The organism is Pseudomonas soli (assembly GCF_021283165.2).
Classification (GTDB): domain Bacteria; phylum Pseudomonadota; class Gammaproteobacteria; order Pseudomonadales; family Pseudomonadaceae; genus Aquipseudomonas; species Aquipseudomonas soli.
This window is the reverse complement of sequence record NZ_CP128543.1, coordinates 5,250,046-5,264,424: the sequence shown is the minus strand read 5'-3', so window position 1 is coordinate 5,264,424 and position 14,379 is coordinate 5,250,046. Positions and strand designations below refer to the sequence as shown.

Here is a 14,379-nt window from a genome sequence, read left to right as displayed (position 1 = left end):
GGGTATTCAGGCGTTGGTGGGCGCGCTCAGGCGCCCAGTTCGCGGACCAGCGAGTCTTTGCTGATCTCGCCGATGGACTTGGCGCCGGTCAGCACCATGGCCACGCGCATCTCTTTCTCGAACAGCTCCAGCAGGTTCTTCACCCCGGCCTCGCCGTGGGTGGCCAGGGCATAGAGGAAGGCGCGGCCGATCAGCACGCTGTCGGCGCCCAGGGCGATCATGCGCACCACATCGAGGCCGCTGCGGATGCCGGAGTCGGCGAGGATCTTGATATCGCCCTTCACCGCGTCGGCGATGGCCGGCAGGGCGCGGGCGCTGGACAGCACGCCATCGAGCTGGCGGCCGCCGTGGTTGGAGACGACGATACCGTCGGCGCCGAACTTGACCGCGTCGCGGGCGTCATCGGCGTCGAGGATGCCCTTGATGATCATCGGACCATCCCAGAATTCGCGGATCCACTCCAGGTCTTTCCAGGAGATGGACGGGTCGAAGTTGTTGCCCAGCCAGCCGATGTAGTCGGCAAGGCCCGTGGGGTTGCCGCGGTAGGCGGAGATATTGCCCAGGTCGTGGGGGCGGCCCATCACGCCGACGTCCCACGCCCATTGCGGGTGGGTCATCGCTTGCAGCACGCGGCGCAGCGGGCCGTTGGCGCCGCTCATGCCGGAGTGGGCATCGCGGTAGCGCGCGCCGGGCACGGGCATGTCGACGGTGAACACCAGGGTCTTCACTCCGGCGGCCTTGGCGCGCTCCAGGGCGTTGCGCATGAAGCCGCGGTCCTTGAGCACATACAGCTGGAACCACATCGGCCGGTCGATGGCCGGGGCCACTTCTTCGATCGGGCACACCGATACCGTCGACATCGTGAACGGAATGCCATGGGCCGCCGCTGCGCGTGCCGCCTGCACTTCGCCACGGCGGGCGTACATGCCGGTGAGGCCGACCGGGGCCAGGGCCACGGGCATGCTCAGGGTTTCGTCGAACAGCTGCGTCTGCAAGCTCAGCTCGGACATGTTCTTCAGCACGCGCTGGCGCAAGGCGATGCCGGCCAGGTCCGAGACGTTGTGGCGCAGGGTGTGTTCGGCGTAGGCGCCGCCGTCGGCGTAGTGGAACAGGAAGGGAGGCAGCTTGCGTTGGGCCGCGGCGCGATAGTCGGTGGAGGCGGAAATGATCATGGATTCTCGCAGCGTTGCTTGTGGGGAATGCCGGGCGCGTCAAGGCGCCCGGCCCCTTTCACTTTAGTGATGAACCAGCATGCCAGTGAGCCAGTAGGCCTGGACCAGAGTGATCAGGCCGACGATGGTGGCGAAGAACAGGCTGTGCTTGACGGTGAAGCGGAACAGGTCGGATTCCTTGCCGACCAGGCCTGTGGCGGCGCAGGCCACGGCGATCGACTGCGGCGAGATCATCTTGCCGGTCACGCCGCCACTGGTGTTGGCCGCCACAAGCAGGGTGTCGTTGACGCCGATCTGGTGCGCGGTAGTAGCCTGCAGCGAGCTGAACAGGGCGTTGGACGAGGTATCCGAACCGGTCAGGAACACGCCCAGCCAGCCGAGGAACGGCGAGAAGAACGGGAACGCCGCGCCGGTGCCGGCCAACACCAGGGCCATGGTCGAAGACATGCCCGAGTAGTTGGTGACGAAGGCGAAGGCCAGCACCATGCCTATCGACAGGATCGGCCAGCGCAGTTCCCAGAAGGTTTCTTTGAAAGTGGTAAGACCAGTTTTGAAGTTGATCTTCAGCACCCACATCGAGATCAGTGCCGAGAGGAAGATCGCGGTGCCGGTGGCGGAGATCGGGTCGAGCTTGAACACCGCCGGCATGGCGGTGGGCGCTGTGACGATTGGTGCGGTCTTGACCACCAGCTGGTCGAGGTGCGGGATGGCGAAGTTGAACACGAAGTTGTACATCGCGCCGCCTGGGGCGAAGGCCGCCTTGAACGGTTTCAGGGTCCAGATGGTGACCAGTACGGTGAGGATCAGGAATGGCGACCAGGCCTTGAAGATCTCGCCAAAGCTGTACGGGCTCGGTTGGCTGCCGCTGGATTGCACGACGGCGGCGCCGACACTGCCCTTGGCCTCGGCGAATGCGCGCTTGGGCTGCCAGACCTTGAGGAACAGGGTCAAGGCGATCAGGCTGGCCAGGGCCGAGGTGATGTCGGGCAGCTCCGGGCCGATGAAGTTGGAGGTGAAGTACTGGGTGACGGCGAAGCTCAGGCCGGCCACCAGGGCGGCAGGCCAGGTCTCTTTCACGCCGCGCACGCCGTCCATCATGAACACCAGCCAGAACGGCACGAACAGCGACAGCAGCGGCAGTTGGCGGCCGGTCATGGCGCCGATGTGGAAGGCATCGATGCCAGTCACCTGGCCGGCGACGATGATCGGGATGCCCAGGGCGCCGAAGGCCACCGGGGCGGTGTTGGCGATCAGGCACAGGCCGGCGGCGTACAGTGGGTTGAAGCCCAGGCCCACCAGCAGCGCGGCGGTGATCGCTACCGGGGCGCCGAAGCCGGCCGCGCCTTCGAGGAAGGCGCCGAAGCAGAAGCCGATCAGCAGTACTTGCAGGCGCTGGTCGTCGGTGATCGACAGTACCGAGCTGCGGATGACTTCGAACTGGCCACTCTTGACCGTGAGTTTGTAGAGGAACACCGCGGCGACGATGATCCAGGCAATCGGCCACAGGCCGTAGAGGAAGCCATAACCCGCAGCGGCCAGTGCCATGTCGACAGGCATCTGGAAGGCGAAGATCGCCACCAGGATCGACAGTGCCAGGGTGATGCTGCCGGCGACGTGGCCCTTGAGGCGGAACACGGCGAGGGCGAGGAAGAAGAACACGATTGGGATGACCGCCGCCAGCGCGGACAGGCCAAGGCTACCAAGCGGGGTATAGAGTTGTTGCCAGGTTTGCATATGGGGTGGCCCCTAATTGTTGTTGGTCAAGGCACTGGCATTGGATAATTGGTAAGACCAATTTACAATGGCTGGTCGCTAGGTTAAGAGCGCCACGCAGGGTGTGTCAATTTGTCCTGTGGGAAACTTTGGTCGGATGCCGATGAGCGGGCATCTGATTGGCTGGGAAAAACGCCGCCTGACGGCTGTCGGCGCAAGCCGGATAGGCGCAGAATAGGCGCCCCCGGATTGGCATCCCCGGGGTTCGTGGAGAGCATGTGATGGTTTTTGATCAGGTCCGCCAGCGGCGCCTGTCCGACGACATCGTCGATCGGTTGGAAGGGATGATTCTCGAAGGCACCCTCACCTCGGGTCAGCGCCTGCCGGCCGAGCGCGCCCTGGCCGAGCAGTTCGGCGTGTCGCGGCCGTCGTTGCGCGAGGCTATCCAGAAGCTGGTGGCCAAGGGCTTGCTGGTCAGTCGCCAGGGCGGCGGCAACTATGTGGCCGAGTCATTGGGCTCGACCTTCAGCGACCCCTTGCTGAAGCTGCTCGAATCCAGCCCCGAGGCGCAGCGTGACCTGCTGGAGTTTCGTCATACGCTGGAGGCGTCCTGCGCCTACTACGCGGCGCAGCGCGCCACCGGGCCGGATCGTGAGCGGCTGAAGACTGCGTTCGACGCCTTGCAGGACTGCTACAACCGTGTCGGTGAGGTGGATCGGGCGGAGGAGGGGGCTGCCGATGCTCGCTTCCATCTGGCCATTGCCGAGGCCAGCCACAATGCCGTGTTGTTGCACACTATTCGCGGGTTGTTCGACCTGCTCAAGCGCAATGTGGTGACCAACATTGGCGGCATGTACCAACAACGCACTGAGACCCGCGACATGCTGATCAGCCAGCATCGCGAGTTGTACCTGGCGATTGTCGAAGGGCGTGCGGAGGACGCGCGGGAGGTTTCCAGCCGGCACATCCTGTATGTGCAGGAGGTGCTGCAGGAGGCGCAGCAGGAAGCACAGCGGGTTGCGCGGGCGGAGCGGCGCAGCGGGCGCTGATTCTGGGCTTCGTGGGAGCGGGCTGGCCCCGCGATCGCGCTAGCATGGGCAGCGGTGCTGCCTGGCCTGGCGCGATCGCGGGGCAAGCCCGCTCCCACGGGAAAGGTCAGGCCGAGCCTTACTCTTCCTTGCCCTTGTTGCGCATCGTGCGCTGCAGCTCGCGGTTGGAGTCGCGCTCGCGCACGGTATCGCGCTTGTCGAACTCCTTCTTGCCCTTGCCGAGTGCGATCTCACACTTGATCAGGTGCTTGCTCCAGTACAGCGACATCGCCACGCAGGTGTAGCCCTTCTGCGCCACGGCCGCTTCCAGGCGCTCGAGCTCGCGCTTGTTCAGCAGCAGCTTGCGGGTGCGGATGGGGTCGGCAATGACGTGGGTGCTGGCGGTGTTCAGTGGGGTGATGTGGCTGCCGAACAGCCAGGCTTCGCCATCCTTGAGCAGCACGTAGCTGTCGGTCAGGTGCGCCTTGCCGGCCCGCAGGCTTTTTACTTCCCAGCCGGACAGGACCAGCCCGGCCTCGAACTTGTGTTCGATGAAGTAATCGTGTCGCGCTTTCTTGTTCTGCGCGATGGTCCCGGTCGGATGCTTCTTTTGTTTAGCCATAGGGGCGGCATTATAGGCAGTCGCCGCGTCCTCGGCTACGGGGTTTAGCTGCGCTTGAGCCTGTTGTGTGAATCCCGGACAATGCAACCCACGCTCTGCCGCGCAGAGCCGTTTTCAAGGCGCTGACAAGCGCTGCCGCCCAGTTTGGAAGTGACGCCTGGATGACTACCCATATTCAACGCTCCGCTCTGCTGCCGTACCCTGCCCAGGCGCTCTACGACCTGGTCAACGATGTGGCGAGCTACCCGGAGTTCCTGCCCTGGTGCTCGGCGTCCACAGTGCTCGAGGCCAGTGATACGCACATGCGCGCCAGGTTGGAAGTGGCCAAGGGTGGCATGAGCCAGCAGTTCATCACGCGCAATGTGCTGGTGCCGGGGCAGTCGATCGAGATGAACCTTGAAGAGGGGCCGTTCACCCAGTTGCATGGGCTGTGGGTGTTCAAGCCGCTGGGAGAAAAGGCCTGCAAGATCAGCCTCGACCTGTCGTTCGACTACGCCGGTGCCCTGGTGCGGGCCACCTTGGGGCCACTGTTCAACCAGGCAGCCAACACCATGGTCGATGCCTTCTGCCAGCGGGCCAAGCAGCTCAATGGTTGAGGGTGCGCGTGGCGGGTGAGTAAACTCCGTCATTCATGCAGGCAATAAAAAGCCCGGAAACGATCCGGGCTTTTTAGTATCGGCGCATTTACTGCGGCGAAGTTTCCAGCGGTGCTGGTGTTGGCACCGGGGTGGTCTCGACGTTGTCGATTTCCTTTTGCAGCGAGTCTTCCAGCGAGCCTGGCTTGGCCGGCTTCTCGGACTGGCTCGGTTGCTTGTCCGGGTTGACTGTAGTGTCGCCGCTGCCGCCGAGGATTTCCTGGTCGCGGCTGACGCCTGGCATGAAGTCGCCTGAGAGGTTGACCAGTTGGTCGTTCTCGTTGAAGAAAATGCTCATGCGCTCTTGCTGGCGCTGGCCGCCGCCAGGCTGCAGGCTGTAGAGGTAATCCCAGCGATTGGTGTGGAAAGTGTCCTGCAGCAGGGGGTTACCCATGATAAACCTTACTTGTCGGCGGGTCATTCCCGGGCGCAATTGGTCTATCATGTCCTGCGTGACGACATTGCCCTGCTGGATGTCGATTTTGTAAACCCCGGGAAACGAGCAACCGGCGAGTGCGAGCAGTCCCACGAGGGTGAGGCTGTTTAGCAAGAGCTTGGTGTTTTGCATCGGTGGGCGACTTCCACTATCTTGGCTGGACAACGTAAACCCCGATCATACCCGTATTAAGAGAAGCTGCGAAGCAGCATCGGCGAGAAAGCTGACCATGGTTGAAAATAGCGAATTGCGCAAAGCGGGCCTCAAGGTAACCCTGCCTCGAGTAAAGATTCTTCAGATGCTCGACTCCGCCGAGCAGCGTCACATGAGTGCCGAGGATGTGTACAAGGCGCTGATGGAAGCTGGCGAAGATGTCGGTCTGGCGACCGTGTACCGCGTACTGACCCAATTCGAAGCGGCGGGCCTGGTGGAGCGCCACAACTTTGATGGCGGCCACGCGGTGTTCGAGCTGGCGGATGGCAAGCACCACGATCACATGGTCAACGTGGACAGCGGTGAAGTCATTGAATTCTTCGATGCCGAAATCGAGAAGCGCCAGAAAGAGATTGTTGCCGAGCATGGCTTCGAGCTGGTGGACCACAATCTGGTGCTGTACGTACGTAAAAAGAAGTAACGATTGAATCGTTATTGACGACAAAGGCGACCTTCGGGTCGCCTTTGTGCTTTTTGGGTTGGGCTCGCTTCGGCCGCTCAGGTCTTGCTGGTCACCACCATCTTGCGCGCATGGGCCAGCGACTCCTTGGTGAGGTCGATGCCGCCCAGCATCCGCGCCACTTCCTCGACCCGCTCGCGCTTGCCCAGGCTGGCCACGGCGGTGTGTGTGGTGTCGCTGTTGCGCACCTTGTGCACGAACAGGTGGTGATGCCCTTGGGCGGCTACCTGTGGCAGGTGGGTCACGGTCAGCACCTGGCCGCGTTCGCCGAGGCGGCGAAGCAATTGGCCGACGATCTCGGCGGTCGGGCCGCCGATACCCACGTCGACTTCGTCGAATACCAGGGTCGGAATGCGTGAAGTCTGTGCGGTGATCACCTGGATCGCCAGGCTGATGCGTGACAGCTCGCCGCCTGAGGCCACCTTGGCCAGGCCCTTGAGTGGCTGACCAGGGTTGGCGCTGACCAGCAGCTCGATCTGCTCCAGGCCGTGGGGCGAGAGGTCAGTGCTTTCGAAGGGGGTGAGTTCGATGCAGAAACGCCCGCCTGGCATGCCCAGGCGCTGGATTTCCTGCTCCACTGCGGTGGCCAGCTGTTTGGCCGCCTGCTGGCGCAGGGCGCTGAGCTCAATGGCCTTCTCTTTATAGTGCTGGGCGAAGGCCGCGAGCTCCTCGCCCAGTCGCTCGATCGATTCGTCGCTGGCATTCAGGCCCTCCAGCTCTTCCATCAGCCGCTGGTGCAGGTGCGGAAGTTCGGTGGGGTGCACGCGGTGTTTGCGCGCGAGGGTATAGATAGTGTCCAGGCGTTCTTCGAGGGTCTGCAGGCGCATCGGGTCGGCATCGAAGTTGTCGAGGAAGCGGTTGAGTTCGCCGACGGCCTCCTCCACCTGGATCTGCGCGCTGGCAATCAGGTTGACCGCCTCGCCCAGTGCCTTGGGTGCATTGCCTACCGCGCCGAGGCGATTGAGGCTCATGGTCAGGGCGCTCAGTACGTTGCCCGAATCGCTTTCGCTGCACTGCTCGATGACCTGGCGGCAGATGCCGAAGAGTGCCTCGGCGTTGGTCAGGTTCTTGTGCTCCTGCTCCAGCTGTTCCAGCTCGTTTTCGCCAAGGCCGAGGTTGTCGAGTTCTTCCAGCTGGTAGCTGAGCAACTGGTGGCGCGCCCGCTGCTCGTCGCCGGAGTTGCTCAGGCGCTCCAGCTCCTGGCGCGTCTGGTTCCAGCGCTTGGCGGCCAACTGCACCTGGCGGGCCAGGTCGGTGGCGCCGGCGTACTCGTCCACCAGGCGGCGATGGGTGTCGGTTTTCAGTAGTGACTGGTGTTCGTGCTGGCTGTGGATGTCGATCAGCAGCTCGCCCAGCGCCTTGAGGTCGCCCAGCGGGCAGGGGGTGCCATTGATGTAGCCGCGGCTGCGGCCCTCGGCGGTGATCACCCGGCGCAGGATGCACGGGCCGTCGCTTTCCAGGTCGCGCTCGGCGAGCCAGGCGTGCGCTTCGGGGATGTCGACCAGGTCGAAGGTGGCGAGGATGTCCGCCTTGTCGGTGCCCGGACGCACCACGCCACTGTCGGCGCGGTCGCCAAGGGCCAGGCCGAGGGCGTCGAGCATGATCGACTTGCCGGCCCCGGTCTCGCCGGTGATGACGGACATCCCGCGGGCGATCTCGAGGTCGAGGTGTTCGACGATGGCGTAGTTGTGGATGGACAGGTGCACCAGCATTGGGGCGGCTCCCGAGGGGTCGTGTCTGGATATTTATACAGTGCTTTTCGCGAGTCTGCCAATAGCCGGTCGACGAATGTGGAAAAGCACCTGCCCCCTTGAACCTGGTTTTTCCGACCCCATATAGCCGGCAAGACATGGCGAGCCTGGCTCGCACGACAGAAATCGTGGAGGAGAAACCCAATGGCTGACGAACAGCTGGATGAGAAGAACCTGAATTCCGAAGAAGCCGGTGCAGCAACCGCCGACGCGCGCGTTCTGGAGCTCGAAGAGCAGCTGGCCGCCGCCAAGGACCAATCCCTGCGCGCCGCCGCCGACCTGCAGAACATCCGTCGCCGTGCCGAGCAGGACGTCGAGAAGGCGCACAAGTTCGCCCTGGAGAAGTTCTCCTCCGACCTGCTGCCGGTGATCGACAGTCTGGAGCTGGCCCTGGCGCACTCCAGCGCCGAAGACGAGAACGTCAAGAAGATCCGTGAAGGTGTCGAGCTGACCCTGAAGATGTTCCAGGACACCCTCAAGCGCTACAACCTTGAGGCCGTCGATCCGCACGGTCAGCCGTTCAACGCCGAACACCACCAGGCGATGGCCATGCAGGAAAGCGCCGATGTCGAGCCGAACAGCGTGATCAACGTGTTCCAGAAGGGCTACCTGCTCAACGGCCGCCTGCTGCGCCCCGCCATGGTGGTGGTCAGCAAGGCGCCGAGCGCTGCGCAACCTTCGATCAATGAAAAGGCTTGAAATCTTTCCGGGCGCCCCCATCTAGGTGTCAAGCCTTCAAGTATTAGTGCAGATGGCCAAAGCAGTCACTGCTACCAAATTCAAGTTTCGGGAGAATCATCATGGGTAAAATCATCGGTATCGACCTGGGGACCACCAACTCCTGCGTCTCCGTGCTGGAAAACGGCACTGCCAAGGTCATCGAGAACGCCGAAGGCGCGCGCACCACGCCTTCGATCATCGCCTACGCCAACGACGGCGAAATCCTGGTTGGCCAGTCGGCCAAGCGCCAGGCGGTCACCAACCCGCACAACACCCTGTTCGCGGTGAAGCGCCTGATCGGCCGCCGCTTCGAAGAAGACGTCGTCCAGAAAGACATCAAGCTGGTGCCTTACAAGATCGTCAAGGCCAACAACGGTGATGCCTGGGTCGAGGCTTCCGGCAAGGAAATGGCGCCGCCGCAGATCAGCGCCGAAGTCCTGAAGAAAATGAAGAAGACCGCCGAAGACTACCTCGGCGAGCCTGTCACTGAAGCGGTCATCACCGTGCCGGCCTACTTCAACGACAGCCAGCGCCAGGCAACCAAGGACGCCGGCCGCATCGCTGGCCTGGACGTCAAGCGCATCATCAACGAACCGACTGCCGCCGCGCTGGCCTACGGCATGGACAAGGGCAAGGGCGACCACACCGTCATCGTCTATGACCTGGGTGGTGGTACCTTCGACGTGTCGGTCATCGAAATCGCCGAAGTCGACGGTGAGCACCAGTTCGAAGTACTGGCCACCAACGGCGACACCTTCCTGGGTGGTGAAGACTTTGACATGCGCCTGATCGACTACCTCGTCGACGAGTTCAAGAAAGAGTCCGGCATGGACCTGAAGAACGATCCCCTGGCCCTGCAGCGCCTGAAAGAAGCCGCTGAAAAAGCCAAGATCGAGCTGTCCTCGGCCCAGTCGACCGACGTCAACCTGCCGTACATCACTGCAGACGCAACCGGTCCGAAACACCTGAACGTGAAGATCTCCCGCGCCAAGCTGGAGTCGCTGGTCGAAGACCTGGTCAACCGTACCATCGAGCCATGCCGAATCGCCCTGAAGGACGCCGGCATCGATGCCAGCAAGATCGACGACGTGATCCTGGTCGGTGGCCAGACCCGTATGCCGATGGTGCAGAAAGCCGTTGCCGACTTCTTCGGCAAGGAAGCGCGCAAGGACGTCAACCCGGACGAAGCCGTCGCCATGGGTGCCGCCATCCAGGGCGCCGTTCTGGCTGGTGACGTGAAGGACGTACTGCTGCTGGACGTCAGCCCGCTGACCCTGGGTATCGAAACCATGGGTGGCGTGATGACCGCGCTGATCGAGAAGAACACCACCATCCCGACCAAGAAGTCGCAGGTGTTCTCGACCGCCGATGACAACCAGGGCGCCGTGACCATCCACGTGCTGCAGGGCGAGCGCAAGCAAGCTTCGCAGAACAAGTCGCTGGGCAAGTTCGACCTGGCCGATATTCCGCCGGCTCCACGTGGCGTACCGCAGATCGAAGTGACCTTCGACATCGACGCCAACGGCATCCTGCACGTCGGTGCGAAGGACAAGGCCACCGGCAAGGCGCAGTCGATCGTGATCAAGGCCAACTCCGGCCTGTCCGACGAAGAAATCGAGAAAATGGTGCGTGACGCCGAGGCCAATGCCGAGGAAGACCGCAAGTTCGAAGAGCTGGCCGCCGCCCGTAACCAGGGTGACGCGCTGGTCCACTCGACCCGCAAGATGATCACTGAAGCGGGTGACAAGGTCACCGCCGAAGAGAAAACTGCCATCGAGGCCGCCGTGGTAGCCCTGGAAGCCGCCGTCAAGGGCGACGACAAGGCTGCCATCGACGCCAAGGTCGAGGAGCTGTCCAAGGTTTCGGCCCCTGTTGCCCAGAAGATGTACGCCGAGCAACAGGCCGAGCAACCGCAGGGCGGCGCCCAGCAGGCCGAGCCGGAAGCCAAGCATGACGACGTGGTTGACGCCGAGTTCGAAGAAGTAAAAGACAACAACAAGCAGTAAATCCTGCATGTTGTCGCCCAGTTCACCGTCGTTTGCCGGTGAGCTGGTAGGATGTCGCCGCGCGGGGGCTTGCTCCCGCGTTGGCGTGTCTGGAACACGAGAATTATTTACAGCATCTGTCTGGGCGCATTCGCGTATGGCGGCAGGTGCTGACGGCATGGCGCACCGATGCGCAGAGGTATGCCGAACGCCCCCAAGAGTGCAAATGACCTATGGCAAAGCGTGATTTTTATGAAGTCCTGGGTGTCGAGCGTGGCGCCAGTGAAGGTGATCTGAAGAAGGCCTACCGCCGTCTGGCGATGAAGTACCACCCTGACCGCAACCCGGGTGACAAAGAGTCCGAAGACCTGTTCAAGGAGGCCAACGAGGCCTACGAAGTGCTGTCGGATGCCAGCAAGCGTGCGGCGTACGACCAGTACGGCCATGCCGGCGTCGACCCGAGCATGGGCGGCGGCGGTGCCGGCTTCGGTGGTGCCAACTTCTCCGATATCTTCGGCGATGTCTTCAGTGATTTCTTCGGCGGTGGTCGTGGTGGTGGTCGTGGCGGCGCCCAGCGTGGCAGCGACCTGCGCTACACCCTCGAGCTCAATCTCGAAGAGGCGGTGCGCGGTACCACGGTCAATATCCGCGTCCCCACGCTGGTCAACTGCAAGCCGTGCGATGGCTCCGGCGCCAAGAAGGGCTCGACCCCGTCGACCTGCCCGACCTGTGGCGGTATCGGCCAGGTGCGCATGCAGCAGGGCTTCTTCGCGGTGCAGCAGACCTGCCCGCGCTGCCACGGCCAGGGCAAGATCATCACCGACCCTTGCGGCTCGTGCCACGGCGAAGGCCGTGTCGAGGAATACAAGACCCTGTCGGTCAAGGTGCCGGCTGGCGTCGATACCGGCGATCGCATCCGCCTGTCCGGCGAAGGCGAGGCGGGTGCCCATGGCGGCCCTACCGGTGACCTGTACGTGGTCGTCAATGTGCGCGAGCACCCGATCTTCCAGCGCGACGGCAAGCACCTCTACTGCGAAGTGCCGATCAGCTATACCGATGCCGCCCTGGGGGGCGAGCTGGAAGTGCCGACCCTCGATGGTCGCGTGAAGCTGAAGATCCCCGAAGGCACCCAGACCGGCAAGCAGTTCCGCTTGCGCGGCAAGGGCGTGGCACCGGTGCGCGGTGGCGCGGCAGGCGACCTGCTGTGCCGGGTGGCGGTGGAAACGCCGGTCAACCTCAGCCGTCGCCAGCGCGAGCTGCTCGAAGAGCTGCGCGATTCGCTGGAAGGCGACAGCTCCCATTCGCCCAAGGCCAGCGGCTGGTTCGAGGGTGTGAAGCGCTTCTTCGGCGATCTCTGAGAAGGAACAGGCTATGCGACGTATTGCGGTAATGGGCGCGGCGGGGCGGATGGGCAAGACCCTCGTCGAGGCTGTGCAGCAGCAGGCGCCCCAGACCGGGCTGACGGCGGCGATCGATCGCCCGGACAGCTCGCTGGTCGGGGCCGATGCCGGCGAACTGGCGGCCCTGGGGCGTATCGGCGTGCCGATCTGCGATGACCTGGCCAAGGTCGCCGACGAGTTCGATGTGCTGATCGATTTCACGCATCCTTCGGTGACCCTGAAGAACCTGGCGTTCTGCCGCAAGGCGGGCAAGGCCATGGTCATCGGCACCACCGGTTTCACGCCGGAAGAGAAAGAGCTGCTGGCGGAGGCGGGCAAGGAAATCCCGATCGTCTTCGCCGCGAACTTCAGCGTGGGCGTGAACCTCAGCCTCAAGCTGCTGGACATGGCGGCCCGGGTGCTGGGCGATGATGTGGATATCGAGATCATCGAGGCCCATCACCGGCACAAGGTCGATGCGCCGTCGGGGACCGCGCTGCGCATGGGTGAAGTGGTTGCCAATGCGTTGGGGCGTGACCTGCAGGAAGTGGCGGTTTATGGGCGCGAAGGCCAGACCGGTGCTCGTGATCGCAAGACCATCGGTTTCGCCACCGTGCGTGCCGGTGATGTGGTCGGTGACCACACCGTGCTGTTCGCCGCCGAAGGCGAGCGCCTGGAGATCACCCACAAGGCCTCCAGCCGCATGACGTTCGCCAAGGGCGCCGTGCGCGCCGCGCTGTGGCTGGAAGGGCGCGAGCCTGGCCTGTACGACATGCAAGACGTGCTCGAACTGCGTTGATGCCGTGGGGCTGCCTGGCAGCCCCTTGTCGCATTGGTGTGTTTTAGAGACACATCTACGGTAGACCGAAAACGCACTTTTCTGTAAGCTACAGCTTTAGTGTGTCCACTAAAAGCGCGCAGCGAATTGAATTCAGCACTTAAAAGCGGGGTGACGTGTCCATACGTCACTCCGCTTTTTTGCAACCTGCGATCGCCCTTTCATGCTTGATTTACGGGAGGTCTTCTTGACAAAGCCAGCCATACTCGCCCTTGCCGACGGCAGTATTTTTCGCGGTGAAGCCATTGGTGCCGACGGTCAGACCGTTGGCGAGGTGGTATTCAACACCGCTATGACCGGCTACCAGGAAATCCTTACAGACCCTTCCTACTCGCAGCAAATCGTCACCCTGACCTACCCGCACATCGGCAATACCGGCACTACCCCGGAAGACGCCGAATCCAACCGCGTCTGGTCCGCCGGCCTGGTCATCCGCGACCTGCCGCTGCTGGCCAGCAACTGGCGCAATACCCAGTCGCTGCCTGAGTACCTCAAGGCCAACAACGTTGTCGCCATCGCCGGTATCGATACCCGTCGCCTGACCCGTATCCTGCGTGAAAAGGGCGCCCAGAACGGCTGCATCCTCGCCGGTGACAACATCACCGAAGAGCAGGCCATCGCCGCTGCCCGTGCCTTCCCGGGCCTGAAGGGCATGGACCTGGCCAAGGTCGTTTCCACCAAGGAGCGCTACGAGTGGCGTTCCAGCGTGTGGGAACTGAAGACCGACAGCCACCCGACCATCGACGCTGCCGACCTGCCTTACCACGTGGTTGCCTTTGACTACGGCGTCAAGCTGAACATCCTGCGCATGCTGGTCGCGCGTGGTTGCCGCGTGACCGTGGTGCCAGCCCAGACCCCGGCCAGCGAAGTGCTCGCGCTCAACCCCGATGGTGTGTTCCTGTCCAACGGCCCTGGTGATCCGGAGCCATGCGACTACGCCATCCAGGCGATCAAGGAAATCCTCGAAACCGAGATTCCGGTCTTCGGCATCTGCCTCGGCCACCAGCTGCTGGCCCTGGCCTCCGGCGCCAAGACCGTGAAGATGGGCCATGGCCACCACGGTGCCAACCACCCGGTCCAGGACCTGGACACCGGCGTGGTCATGATCACCAGCCAGAACCACGGCTTTGCCGTCGACGAAGCCACCTTGCCGGCTAACGTACGCGCCATTCACAAGTCGCTGTTCGACGGCACCCTGCAGGGTATCGAGCGCACCGACAAGAGCGCGTTCAGCTTCCAGGGCCACCCTGAAGCGAGCCCGGGCCCGACCGACGTCGCGCCACTGTTCGATCGTTTCACCGATGCCATGGCCAAGCGCCGCTGAGCATCCTGCTTCAAGGCCCCGGGCCGGCTTGTGCCGCGCCCGGAAGCGCCTGACCCAGATTGTTCAAAGCGGCTTGCCGACTGACCCCGGATTTGAGTGACCA

The 14,379-nt window shown here is 63.1% G+C and carries 13 protein-coding genes; 8 read left to right on the top strand and 5 right to left on the bottom strand.

What is annotated here, in order from left to right:
- Nucleotides 1-26: 26 nt before the first annotated feature.
- Both lldD and LU688_RS24310 read right to left on the bottom strand, forming a co-directional pair.
- Nucleotides 27-1,172: an FMN-dependent L-lactate dehydrogenase LldD gene (gene lldD / locus LU688_RS24315; RefSeq protein ID WP_038706870.1), complete on the bottom strand. Its 1,146-nt coding sequence runs from the start codon at nt 1,170-1,172 to the stop codon at nt 27-29.
- Between the two features lie 63 nt (nt 1,173-1,235).
- On the bottom strand, nt 1,236-2,906 hold the full coding sequence (locus tag LU688_RS24310) for a lactate permease LctP family transporter (RefSeq protein WP_038706869.1): 1,671 nt from the start codon (nt 2,904-2,906) through the stop codon (nt 1,236-1,238).
- 260 nt (nt 2,907-3,166) lie between these two features.
- Here LU688_RS24310 and LU688_RS24305 point away from each other — a divergent pair, with 260 nt between their 5' ends.
- Complete coding sequence (locus LU688_RS24305; protein WP_104444857.1) at nt 3,167-3,934, top strand: FCD domain-containing protein; 768 nt, start codon at nt 3,167-3,169, stop codon at nt 3,932-3,934.
- 118 nt (nt 3,935-4,052) lie between these two features.
- Here the strand turns inward: LU688_RS24305 and smpB are convergent, their stop codons facing one another.
- Nucleotides 4,053-4,535: an SsrA-binding protein SmpB gene (gene smpB / locus LU688_RS24300; RefSeq protein WP_023629355.1), complete on the bottom strand. Its 483-nt coding sequence runs from the start codon at nt 4,533-4,535 to the stop codon at nt 4,053-4,055.
- A gap of 161 nt (nt 4,536-4,696) precedes the next feature.
- On the opposite strand from smpB, the gene LU688_RS24295 reads away from it, so the two are divergent.
- Nucleotides 4,697-5,131, top strand: coding sequence for a type II toxin-antitoxin system RatA family toxin (locus LU688_RS24295; RefSeq protein WP_038706868.1), 435 nt, complete (start codon nt 4,697-4,699; stop codon nt 5,129-5,131).
- A gap of 88 nt (nt 5,132-5,219) precedes the next feature.
- Here LU688_RS24295 and LU688_RS24290 read toward each other — a convergent pair whose 3' ends face one another.
- Complete coding sequence (locus LU688_RS24290; protein ID WP_023629354.1) at nt 5,220-5,738, bottom strand: outer membrane protein assembly factor BamE; 519 nt, start codon at nt 5,736-5,738, stop codon at nt 5,220-5,222.
- A gap of 97 nt (nt 5,739-5,835) precedes the next feature.
- Here LU688_RS24290 and fur point away from each other — a divergent pair, with 97 nt between their 5' ends.
- Complete coding sequence (fur, locus tag LU688_RS24285; protein WP_028691268.1) at nt 5,836-6,240, top strand: ferric iron uptake transcriptional regulator; 405 nt, start codon at nt 5,836-5,838, stop codon at nt 6,238-6,240.
- A 77-nt stretch (nt 6,241-6,317) separates the two neighbouring features.
- Here fur and recN read toward each other — a convergent pair whose 3' ends face one another.
- Nucleotides 6,318-7,991 (bottom strand): DNA repair protein RecN, encoded by a 1,674-nt coding sequence (gene recN / locus LU688_RS24280; RefSeq protein WP_232888236.1) that lies wholly within the window; start codon nt 7,989-7,991, stop codon nt 6,318-6,320.
- Between the two features lie 183 nt (nt 7,992-8,174).
- Here recN and grpE point away from each other — a divergent pair, with 183 nt between their 5' ends.
- From grpE to carA, 5 genes are all read left to right on the top strand, one after another.
- Nucleotides 8,175-8,729 (top strand): nucleotide exchange factor GrpE, encoded by a 555-nt coding sequence (grpE, locus tag LU688_RS24275; RefSeq protein ID WP_023629352.1) that lies wholly within the window; start codon nt 8,175-8,177, stop codon nt 8,727-8,729.
- A 101-nt stretch (nt 8,730-8,830) separates the two neighbouring features.
- Nucleotides 8,831-10,756 carry a molecular chaperone DnaK gene (gene dnaK, locus LU688_RS24270; RefSeq protein ID WP_023629351.1) on the top strand — a complete coding sequence of 642 codons (1,926 nt, stop codon included), beginning with the start codon at nt 8,831-8,833 and terminating at the stop codon, nt 10,754-10,756.
- 212 nt (nt 10,757-10,968) lie between these two features.
- Nucleotides 10,969-12,093 (top strand): molecular chaperone DnaJ, encoded by a 1,125-nt coding sequence (gene dnaJ / locus LU688_RS24265; RefSeq protein ID WP_028691264.1) that lies wholly within the window; start codon nt 10,969-10,971, stop codon nt 12,091-12,093.
- Between the two features lie 13 nt (nt 12,094-12,106).
- The gene (gene dapB / locus LU688_RS24260; RefSeq protein WP_038706867.1) at nt 12,107-12,913 is read left to right on the top strand and encodes a 4-hydroxy-tetrahydrodipicolinate reductase; all 807 of its coding nucleotides are present in this window, start codon (nt 12,107-12,109) and stop codon (nt 12,911-12,913) included.
- 226 nt (nt 12,914-13,139) lie between these two features.
- On the top strand, nt 13,140-14,276 hold the full coding sequence (gene carA, locus LU688_RS24255; RefSeq protein WP_023629348.1) for a glutamine-hydrolyzing carbamoyl-phosphate synthase small subunit: 1,137 nt from the start codon (nt 13,140-13,142) through the stop codon (nt 14,274-14,276).
- The last annotated feature ends 103 nt before the right edge of the window (nt 14,277-14,379 follow it).